The organism is Fusibacter sp., from assembly GCF_057447755.1.
In genome coordinates this window covers 1-10,853 of sequence record NZ_JBVBZF010000109.1, presented here as the reverse complement: position 1 = coordinate 10,853, position 10,853 = coordinate 1, and the positions used below count along the sequence as shown (strand labels likewise).

4 protein-coding genes are annotated in these 10,853 nt (G+C 34.9%); 3 read left to right on the top strand and 1 reads right to left on the bottom strand.

The genetic code is table 11. The annotated features are described in order from the left end of the window. Positions 1–374 precede the first annotated feature (374 nt). The 3 genes from AC220I_RS12630 (at position 375) to AC220I_RS12620 (ending at position 8,309) form a co-directional block, all read left to right on the top strand. Complete coding sequence (locus AC220I_RS12630) at positions 375–2,387, top strand: sensor histidine kinase (protein WP_486724201.1); 2,013 nt, start codon at positions 375–377, stop codon at positions 2,385–2,387. Further along, the gene (locus AC220I_RS12625; protein ID WP_486724200.1) at positions 2,384–3,088 is read left to right on the top strand and encodes a response regulator transcription factor; all 705 of its coding nucleotides are present in this window, start codon (positions 2,384–2,386) and stop codon (positions 3,086–3,088) included. Before AC220I_RS12630 ends, AC220I_RS12625 begins: the two co-directional genes overlap by 4 nt. Before the next feature lie 211 nt (positions 3,089–3,299). Beyond that, complete coding sequence (locus AC220I_RS12620) at positions 3,300–8,309, top strand: leucine-rich repeat protein (RefSeq protein ID WP_486724199.1); 5,010 nt, start codon at positions 3,300–3,302, stop codon at positions 8,307–8,309. A gap of 652 nt (positions 8,310–8,961) precedes the next feature. On the opposite strand, the gene AC220I_RS12615 is transcribed toward AC220I_RS12620, so the two are convergent. Further along, positions 8,962–10,764 carry a stalk domain-containing protein gene (locus tag AC220I_RS12615; protein ID WP_486724198.1) on the bottom strand — a complete coding sequence of 601 codons (1,803 nt, stop codon included), beginning with the start codon at positions 10,762–10,764 and terminating at the stop codon, positions 8,962–8,964. Between the last annotated feature and the right edge of the window lie 89 nt (positions 10,765–10,853).

Genomic DNA, 10,853 nt, shown 5'->3' with positions numbered 1-10,853 from the left:
CAAAGACAGTTCTTTTCTTTACAGTGGTTATACATATGATTAAGAGCGTTGACTCTTGGAAAAGTCAAGAGAGATCCAAAATTAAAATATAGTGAAGAAGTAATTTAAGCCTGAATCTAATGTTAATGCGTTGGCGTTAGATATGATTGAGTACACAAGTCACGCTGAGACGATAGAAGCACTATACAAAAAGACTAATCATATTCGACCACATATCGCTAAAAACTAAACTTTTTATGTTAAGACTGATATCTTAAATTATTGCAATAAGCAACTGCAAGACGAATTCGTCGTAAGGTTTGACTTTTGGATGTGAAATATAGGGATATAAGAAATATGCTATGATTCTGTGATAAAAATGAGGCTTAAGTTATATGAGAAAAATAAAAATAATTACTTTAGTTACTATTCTTGTTATCTTGAATATATTAATGTATATGGCTTTCAACTCGTTTATAGATAAAACTTTTCAAGGTGAAAATGGTGTATTAGATTTAAAGAAGATTGAAAATACAGAAGTTATTAATGTAAATGGGGAATTTTTGGTAGCAGATGGTATTTTAGATCCAGAAAAAATGATGGCATATGTTTCGAATGAAGACGCTTTTGAAAAGGATCTTAAGCGATTAACTTTTAATGGCATTCGTAAATACAGTTACCCACAGGATTCAATAACAGCCTATATAAAAATTCAAGGAGACTTATCTAATGTAGATGGGATAATTGTTGAGGAAATATATAGCGCTGCTAACGTTTTTATAAACGGTGAACTGGCTACGTCTCTAGGTCGTATTTCTGGAGATGGCGTTAATATACTGATGTCAAAAGAGAGTAGGTTAATAAAGTTAAAAGAAGCTAATGCGCTAGAGTTAATTATTCAAATCAGTAACCCAGAGCATATAGGAGGGCAATTAGAAAAACATCTGTTTATTGGTAAGTACGATGCATTATTTGAAATGTGGAACAAGCGATTGATATTAAAGTGTATCCAGAGTGTCTTTTACTTGACGATGGGTCTTGTACTTTTAGGCCTTTATATACGTAACAAAAAACATTTATTTTTATTATCACTGGGGATTGCGGGGGCATTAAATAGTTATATTATCTTGACTTATTTTGAACCGTTTATACTGTTCTCGCCCAAAGGAGGTTTGTATGTAATAAACTCTTACTTACAGGCATTTCCTAGCTTGGTTACACAGTATTTAAGCGCTTTATCAATTATTTTGTTCATAAAAAGAGGCATCATATATAAGTTTAGAGAGAAATTCATACCGATTACGTTGTCACTTCTAATAATTAGTATTGTTTATATTACATTAGTAGAACAAGCGGCAGATAATTTTTATATCATATTGTTGTTTGCAGTTATGGCTTTTCTGCTGTATGCACTGGTTTTACTAGGCAAGATTTATGTTTTGGGTGAAAAAAGAGGCGCATATTTGTATTTTGCATTATTGATATATGTTTCGTCTTATGGATTACTCATAGGCATTTCATTATCTAGTTTTAGCTTTGGCATATTCTCAAGGTACCCGATTTTGTTAATGACAGGTCAATTTGCATTTTTCTTGATGATGTCATACTTTATTATTACAGATTTTTCAAGACAATTTTATTTGACTGAGATTAATGAAAATTATCTGGATGAAGTTGTAAAAAACAAGACTGACCAGTTATTAGAGTCTATGAAATTACTTGAAAAAGAGGATGCATCCAGACGTCAATTACTTTCAGACATATCTCATGATTTAAGATCACCGATTACAGTAGTCAAAGGCTATGTTGAGCTGATTAATTCAGGAAAAATAATAGATGAAGAAAAGCAAAAACATTACATGAATATTATTTTGAAGAAGGTAAATTATATTGGAGATTTGGTGGAAAATATTCTGTATTTGGCAAGAGTAGAGCAGAGGAAATCCATGCTCAAGGATATTGAATCGCTAGATTTAATTATTTACGATGTGGTAGACTCATATAGAGATCAATCGCATGAAATCAAATGTGTGCTTTTAGAGAACATGTTATTTGAATGTGACTATGGACAAATTAAAAGACTGTTCGCCAATTTAATTGACAATGCTATGGATTATAGTCCCGAAGGTTCAACCATTAATATACAAGGTCAAATGGAAAATGACTATTATGTTATTATAATCGAAGATGAAGGCGTTGGAATAGATGAAAAAAATATTGAGCAAATATTTAGTCGCTTTGTCCGCGTGGATTCAACAAGAAACAATGAGTCGCATCATTTTGGACTAGGGCTTGCCATTGTTAAATCAATTGTAATAGCCCATAAAGGGGAAATTAGATGTGAAAGTATATTAGGTGAAGGAACAACTTTTACCCTATATTTTCCTGTTAACAGAGGTGAAATATGAACATAATAATAGTGGATGATGATAAAGATATTGGAGAAATACTTAAAATAACCCTTCAAAATGAAGGTTATCTTGTTGTGGCCTTTGATAATAGTGAAAAGGCAATGCCCTATTTAGAGGAAAATGTATACGATATGGTTATTTTAGATGTTATGATGCCAACAGTGAATGGATATGATCTGTGTGAATATATTAGAAAATTCAATGATGTGCCAATACTGTTCATCACTTGTTTAGATGATGATGAGAGTTTGGCAAAAGCCCTTGCATTAGGAGGTGATGATTTTATTCGAAAGCCTTTTAGTACAACTGAAGTCCTGGCTCGTGTAGGCGCTCACCTACGACGATATAAACTACAATCAAAAATACAAAATGATTTAGAGAATATTAAAATCGGACCTTACGTTTACAACTCTAATGAAAGAACTGTTGAGGAGATATTTGAAAACAATTCTGAAAAGGTTATGATTCGATTATCACCTTTAGAAAATGACCTATTACGATATTTTATAGAGCGCCCAAATCAAATATTGACTTATGGTATGCTTTATGAAGCAATATGGAAGGAAATCTATAACAACGATAAAGGTACAATTATGGTTAGGGTAAGCAGCATAAGAAATAAATTGCCAAAGCTTGACATTGAATCTGTTCGCGGACAAGGATATCGTTTGATTATGGATAAAGCAAATCGTAAATAGTTTAAATTCAAATATTAAAATATAATATGATAGAAGAAACCGTTGTCTCTGGAAATCAGGAATAGCGGTTTTTTTATTTCATCTTTATCACTTACAATTCGGTAAGAAAACACGTTTTAAGAACGAATCATGTTATTATAGATGCAAACTGTATTTTAGTTGTTTTCCTATAACAACAAGTATAAATGCATTCAAGAGGAGGTTTCAATCAATGAAATTTGTGAATGATAGACGAAAGAGACAAGCTTTTGCCTTGTTAGTGACAATGGCTATGATTGTATCAGTGTTTCCAGTAAATGTTTATGCAAGTGAATGGTGGGACTTTTCATTTAATCCAAGCACGGGAACCATCACAAGTTATGGCGGTGCTAGTAAAGATGTTGTTATTCCGGCTGAAATTAATGGTGTTGCAGTTAAAGTAATAAGTGATTACGCATTCAGGGATGATAGCTTAACTTCTGTAATAATTCCAGATAGTGTTACAACTATTGGCGATTTTGCTTTTTCTTATAACGAACTTACAACGGTTACAATTCCAGATAGTGTTACAACTATTGGCAATGCAGCTTTTTTTAATAATCAACTTACAGCTGTTACAATTCCAGATAGTGTTACAACTATTGGCAATGGAGTTTTTTTAAATAATCAACTTACAACAGTTACAATTCCAAAGAGTGTTACAACTATTGGCGATTTTGCTTTTTCTGATAACGAACTTACAACGGTTACAATCCCAGATGGTGTTATATCAATCGGCGATTCAGCTTTTAATGGAAATCAACTTAAGACAGTTACTATTCCAGCGAGTGTTATAAATATTGGTGTTGGTGCTTTTAGTGAAAATCAACTTACAACAGTTACAATTCTAGATGGTGTTATATCAATTGGTGGGAATGCTTTTTTTAGAAATAACCTTACAGCTGTTACAATTCCAGATAGCGTTACAACGATTGATCTACATGCATTCGGCAAGAACGGTAGTAACATGGATAGTGGTACAATTGGGCCGACTTTTGGTAATCCAATGGGTGGGAACTGGGTATTAAATGGAACGGTTTGGGAAAAAGTGAATGAAGATACTATAAAGATCAACGAAGCCAAAACGGCTATCGAGAACGCAATTGCGAATCTACCGGTTAATAATACCACATCATCTTCAGAGATTCTTACAGCAGCCCAATCGGCATCTTTACATGGTGTTACAGTAGCATGGGATGATACAAGTCCATTTAACAAAACAGATGCAACAAGTGAAACAGTCGGTTCGATTACAGGCGTATTGAATTTGACTTTAGGAAGTGAAAGTGCAACTGTTGAAATCAATAAATCAATAAATCGTTTATTGACGATAGACCAATTGGATAATATTACAACATCTACCCTTGAGATCAATTTCCCAGATGTCACTATTCGTGATAATAGCGAAGTGGTAACAGGCAAAAACATAATTTACACTTGTGAAGCTATAACGAACGATTATGGGGGAACGATCAACCATTCGGATAAAATGATTAATCTTGGAGAGGATACCCCAAATGGTACTTATACAGTTACAGTATCTCTTGAAGACCAGTCTGCAACACCTATTACTTTTGATATCATACTCAGTAAACCCAGTATGGTGTTAACGCCTGAGTCTGTAGAACTGGTGAAAGGGCAAGACTCTGATTTCAATGTTTCATTCCCTGCAATAGCTGTTTACGATGGCGAGGGCAACTTGCTGGATAAGGTATCTGAGATTGCAGAAGATGATTTTGGAGATTATATTGTGGGAGATCTTACCGAAGAAGGATTGACTCTAAATAGAGAAATTCCTGTCGGGTCCTATTATTTAAAATACGGTGTAGACGAGGATGTGAAATATGGTTATGCATTAACTAAAGACTTTACAATCGTTGTACGTAATCCAAGACTAGAATATAAAGCAACGACTGGTGGTGTGATAATAGGTGATACTATTCAAGTGGTTGAACCAGGTTCAAATGGAACAGAAGTAACAGCTACTCCTATTGAGGGTTATGAATTCTCAAAATGGAGTGACGGCATTACAACCCCATCTAGAACAGATTTGAATATCAATACAGACTTTGAAGTAACGGCAGAATTCACTGTTAAAAAGATAGCACCAACTGCAGGATTCGGAAATGCCTTGTCACTTAACGGGAGCAATCAATATGTCCAAATTAATGAAGGAAGTCATTTAATTCTAGACGACACATTTACTCAAGAGTTTTGGATTGTTCCAAATATAAATGATACAGCAACCTATCGTTCTATCATTGGTGGCCAAATATCATCTGTTCATGACCGTGCGCCAAGTATTTATCTATATAATGGGACTGGAATACATGCTGGATTCGGTGCGAAAAAATCTGATGGCACTGGCGTTTGGTCCGCTTATCACGTTAGTGATGTATTAATTGCAGACCAATGGAATCATGTGGCATTAACATATGATGGCACTTACTATCGTGTATATGTCAATGGGTCCTTCATAAAAGCTATTGATTTTAACGGTAAATATCCTATTGAAACGCCACTGCAATATATTGGAAAATTGGATAATTATTTTTGGGGAGAGCTCGATGAAGTCCGAATTTGGGACACTGCTCTAACTCAAGAGGAGATTTATAATTGGATGAATAAAGAAATAGATTCAACTCATCCAAAATACAATGATCTTATGGCTTACTGGCAGTTTAATGAAAGGGATAAAGCGATAGATAAGGTAAGTAGTTTAGAAAGTACAATGGTAAATCTTGATGATAATAAACCATCTCAAGTCCCTTTACGTTTTGCTGTCGAACCGAATTTGTCGGTTGAAATTAAAAAGATGTATCATAATCCCGATCAGCTAAGCATAAAAACAGTTATTGCTTCTGAACCTCAGTATGGTTCATTAACAGAATTTCAAGATTACTGGATTTATACACCGAATGAAAATGCTCAAGCAAATACATTAGACTATTTTGATTATTTTGTTTGTGAATCAGGTAGTGACACCAGTGATTTGAGCCGATTTAATGTTGTACGTGTTTATGTCAATATCCAAGAAACCACATACTATAAAGTGGATTTCAAATATTTAGACAATAGCTTGGTTCAATCTCAACAGATAAAAAAAGGTGGACTTATTCAAGATTTTATTCCAGACTTAGTGGGGCAAACCTTTGTTGGATGGACAAAAGGCATTGAAGATAAAGCTGTTTTTAATGTTTCAACAAATATTATGGAGGATTTGATTCTATATCCTATTTCGATACCTAAAGAATACACTGTTACTTTTGAGGACTATGATGGAGCAGTATTGAAAACAGAGACTGTAGAACACGGAAGTGGTGCATCAGCACCAGCGGATCCAACAAGAGAAGGTTATACTTTCTTAAGTTGGTCATTACCATTTAATAATATAATAAATAATGTAACAGTAAGGGCAGTTTACGATGCAATCACTCATCAAGTTAGGTTTCTTGACTATGACGGTACGGTGATTAACGTTCAATCTGTTGAGGAAGGTCAACCAGCAACGGCGCCAGTGAACCCAACAAGAACTGGATACAGCTTTACAGGCTGGGATGTGACATATAATAATATTACAGAAGACCTAACAGTTACAGCTCAATACAATGTAAATCAATATAAAGTCACCTTTGAAAGTAATGGAGGCAATATTGTTGTTCCGATTACAGTAAATTATAATTCACAAGTGACATCACCGACAACACCTATAAAATCAGGTTATAATTTTGGTGGTTGGTATAAAGATTCGGAATTTACGTTACCCTGGAATTTTACATTAGATAAAGTGATGGCAGAAGATATTACCTTATATGCAAAATGGACTAGAGTGATCAGCAGTGGAAATTTTGGAGATTCTGCTGGCTCAAGTTCAAATGATAACACAGATTCATCTCAAAATATTGAGGAAAATAAAAAGCAAGAAGAAAATACTGTGATAATTATCAATGGACAAGAAGAGAAAGCGGGTAAGGAAAGTGTTGTCGAAGAATCTGGTGAAAAAGTAGTAGAAGTTAAGGTTGATTCAGAGGTAATAAATAAAAAGATTGAAGAAGTGGTAAAGAATCAGAGTCAAGAAATAAATAGTATTGAGGTACCAATATCAACTCAAGATGCAAATAAGATTACAACAATGCTTACAGGTGATATTGTTAAGAGTATGGATGACAATGATTTTAATTTATCTATTATATCTAAAGAGGTTCACTATGTGATTCCTGCAAAAGAGGTTGGAATTGAGAGCGTAGCTAAGAACTTAGGTGTTCTAGAAGATCAATTAAAGGAAATTGAAATTGAAGTCAAAATTAATAAAACTGATGAAGCTATAGCAAGTGAAATAGAGAAGAAAGCTAAAGCAAACGGTCAAGAGATTGTATTTAAACCTATTAGTTTTGAAGTTGTTGCTAAAACAAAAACAGTAACTGGTGAAGAAAAGCAGATGACTGTTTCAAAGTTTAATCAATATGTAAAGCGTGTGGTTAAATTACCAGATGGTGTTGACCCGAGTAAAGTTACAACAGGAATAGTTTATAATGAAGATGGCTCTTTTTCTCATGTACCAACTAAGGTATTTGTTAAAGATGGCATATACTATGCAGAAATCAATTCGTTAACAAACTCCAGTTATTCAGCCATTTGGAATCCTATAATTGTAGAATCGGTGAACAATCACTGGTCAAAAGAAGCGGTCAACGATATGGCATCACGACTTGTTATTAAGAATCCTGAGACTTTTTTGCCTGATCGAGCTATTACAAGAGGAGAGTTTGCAGAATATATTGTCAGGGCTCTTGGAATATACAGAACTGAAATTACATGTGCACAAAAGTTTTCTGACGTAGAAATGACAGACGAACTGGCGAATGCTATTCATATCGCTTCTGAGTATGGCATTATCAGTGGATATCCAGACGGTACATTTAAACCAAGTGCTCAGATTAGTAGAGAGGAAGCAATGGTGATGTATTCAAGGGCAATGGATATTGCTAGAATAGAAGAGATTAATAACGATAAGATTGCAAGTTTTATTGATACGCATAGGATAGCCGCTTGGGCATATGAAGATGTAAAAAGAACTTTAAGTACAGGAATATTCAATGGAAAAACGAAGGACGCGGTTAATCCTAAAGATACTTTTACTTGTGCAGAAGCAGTAACAGCAATAAGGAACCTTTTGGTAGCATCTGAATTAATTGATAAGTAGAACAATATATTTTCGGCGCCCCTCCTATCTATTTCGGCTTTGATATGTTCCCTTTTAGGCAGATCGTTAAAATTACAAACTGTTTACCAAGAAGGGGGCATTTTGTTTGTGAAAAAGTGTAGACCAGAAGAAAACTTGAAATAGTAAATAAAGGACTGATATAACATCAAAAAAATCATGAAGCTGATTGATCTTCATCTTGATGGTGCTATTGACCTTAAAAATTATGATAATAAGCTTCTTGAACTTAATACTGATTAAGAACGACTAATCAAGGCAACAAATGAACTTTTATTAACAAATAGTGAAGAAAAAGAAAAAATGCAAGACTTAAAAGCTTTAAGAAGTACTTTGATGCTGATGTCTTTGAATCCATTGTCGAGAAGATTATACTCGGTGGCATTGATGACAATGGTCATAAAGATCCTCATCAATTGACTTTTGCTTTTAAGACAGGTCCAAAGTCGAGGACGCTCATACGCCAAGGTGTTTGATCGCCATTATGCGGAAGACATGAATGTAAATCGGCAAAAATACACAAAACGCGCCCCTTAACCATCCGAAGAGCAATCCGCAGACAAAGTCGAGGACGCTTGCTCGGAGGATGGTTAAGGGGCGCGTTTGTTATAAAATCAAATTTCATTCGTCATACCTAAAATGGCAAAAACTCCGTCTTCTTGTATTGAGAGTAATGCCCCATCACATTGAGATTGAAATATTTAAGTGTCTTTTTAGATTGGTCATCCTTAAATCTAATTTCCCATGCGATATCTGAAAGTTGCCATTTGCCATTGATGAAATTTTCAACCCAGTAATGAGATACTTGTTCGTTTGTGCCCCTCACGATTCTTGAAGGAATGTTCATGGACCGCATTAATCCTGAATAGAGTATGCTGAGATCAACTTCTGTACCACTTGTCTTGGTCAACATATCTGTTGTAGTTGAGAGCATCGAACTTTCAAGTATCGGTTCATACGAATAATTGTCTAGCAGCCATTCGTAAACAACTTTAGCCTTGGCGTAGTCGTTCGTTAGATTATAGGTAAGGCTATTGGCGGTTTGATAGACGATATTGGCATCATAATTGATATAATCAGAAGGCAACAAGAATTTAATGGCGTCATCTGATAGGTTGATAACACTGAATTTCAGTGCGATCTTCTTTGCATCTATTGGCATTTCTAAAGAAATAGCCTCATTGACGACGTCGTCAAGCGTAGGGCCAACGGTTGGATTTAAAGGTTGACTTCCGCCATCGTCGATCATAACTGTAATATTGTGCTTTCCTAGCCCGAACGGTGTAAAAATGTTTGCCTTGAAAACACCATTGACGATTGGTGCGTAGTATTCTGTCTTTTCATTGTCCTTAGAAACAATTATATGAAGGCCCTTTAAAGCAGTGTCAATTGGCACGCTTCCACTAAACATGAACTGATTTTCTATGGACATATTTGAATAAATGGGCACGTCTAGTTTGATGTTACTTTCATAGAATTTTCCAAGTTCAATGTAGTGTTCCCTTTTATCATCAACAGAGAGCTTGCTGATCTGGAAAGTGCCCACAATTGTATCGAAAACCTTTTGGGCGTCTTCTCGACTGATGGTGTCATCCACTTCGCCATCGAAGATGTAGCCATTGTTGTTTTCAAAGAGAACATAGAGAAATCTCTTTTTATGTGTATCGCCATCCTTGAGGTCATAAGTGATGACACGACATAAAAAGTTATTAAAGAGGCGATCTGATGTTTTTATGTTGGAAATTTGACTTCCGAACTCATAGGTGAGATTGTTTATTAAAGCATCTGCAAGTATGGCCCTTGTAAAGGAGCTATCCAGTGGTAAAACACGAGGTTCAAACTTATAATATTCGTAGTCACTCTGGTAACCGTAAGATGCGTAGGTGTCTTCTAAACGTTCCCAATACTCAGGGACAAAGAAACTGATGCCCCAGTTAACCGTGTTAATTTTCTTATAGTGCTCACCGTCAAATTGCTCATATTCATATAAATTTTCTCTAAAGTCCAAGTTAATGGTGTGCATTTTTGAATCCAATTTGTAATTGAGATCAAAAACTTTTGCGATAAAAGAAGCCGGGATAAAAATTTCACCATATCTTAATAGTGGTTGGATTTCCATAGAAACAGCTTTGCCATTTACATAGGCAATTTCGTTGCCAATCTGTACTTTAAGAAAGACGTTATCTTTGTATCCAAGCAGTTCTTGATTGTTGTCAATCCAATAGACTTGAATGCCCAATTTTTCGAAAAGGGCACGTGCGGGTACCATGATTTTATCCTGAAAGTAAATCGGAGGATTGCTGAAACCAATTTCAAAATCATCCAAAAAAACCTTCCCAATAATAGGTCTGCCATCCATAACTGGGGTGTTTGCAAAAGCAAGAGATGGGCATAATAAACTTATAAGAATGATTGCAAGGAGTAACTTTTTAGTCATTTAAACCACCTTAATTTGATTTGTATATAAAAGTATGTTAGTATTGTCAAGAGTAACACTTCTTATGAATCTGCTGAACACCAACTCTT

Coding starts and splice junctions, on each gene's coding strand:
- AC220I_RS12625 (WP_486724200.1), top strand. CDS start 2,384: ATGAACATAATAATAGTGGATGATGATAAAGATATTGGAGAAATACTT.
- AC220I_RS12615 (WP_486724198.1), bottom strand. CDS start 10,764: ATGACTAAAAAGTTACTCCTTGCAATCATTCTTATAAGTTTATTATGC.
- AC220I_RS12620 (WP_486724199.1), top strand. CDS start 3,300: ATGAAATTTGTGAATGATAGACGAAAGAGACAAGCTTTTGCCTTGTTA.
- AC220I_RS12630 (WP_486724201.1), top strand. CDS start 375: ATGAGAAAAATAAAAATAATTACTTTAGTTACTATTCTTGTTATCTTG.